Source organism: Siccirubricoccus soli (genome assembly GCF_024178315.1).
In the GTDB taxonomy this organism is placed as follows: Bacteria; Pseudomonadota; Alphaproteobacteria; order Acetobacterales; family Acetobacteraceae; genus Siccirubricoccus; species Siccirubricoccus soli.
On record NZ_JAMZIK010000315.1, the window covers coordinates 1 to 472 of the forward strand.

General features: G+C 81.1%; 1 protein-coding gene. It reads left to right on the forward strand.

The window, feature by feature from the left end:
* On the forward strand, window positions 1-472 hold a 472-nt coding region (locus tag NJ376_RS28555; protein WP_252956725.1), incomplete at both ends, for a tetratricopeptide repeat protein.

Genomic DNA, 472 nt, shown 5'->3' on the forward strand with positions numbered 1-472 from the left:
CGACCGCGCGGCGGAAGCGCCGCGCTACCGCGCCGGGCTGCTCGCCCTGGCCCGCGGCACGCCCGCCGCCGCCCTGGGGCTGCTGGAGGAAGCCGAGGCCGCCGGGGAAGGGGGCGGCTATGCCGCGCTCAACCGCGGCCTCGCCCTGATGCAGCTCGGCAGGCTGCGCGAGGCGGCCGAGGCGCTGGAGCGCGCCGCCGCCGCCCTGCCGAACCACCCCGAACCGCCCTTCCGCCTCGGCACCATCGCCGGGCTGCGTGGCGAGACGGGGCGGGCGGAGGCGCATTTCCTCGCCGCCCTGGCGCGCGATCCCGAGCACGTCACCGCACTCGCCGCCCTGGCGGCGCTGGAGGAAGCCGCCGGCCGCCACGCCGCCGCCGCCGGCCTCATCGCCCGCGCCCGCCAGGCCGATCCGGCGGAGCCGGAGCTCGAGCTCGCCGCCGCCCGCATCGCCCTCGCCCTCGGCCAGGCG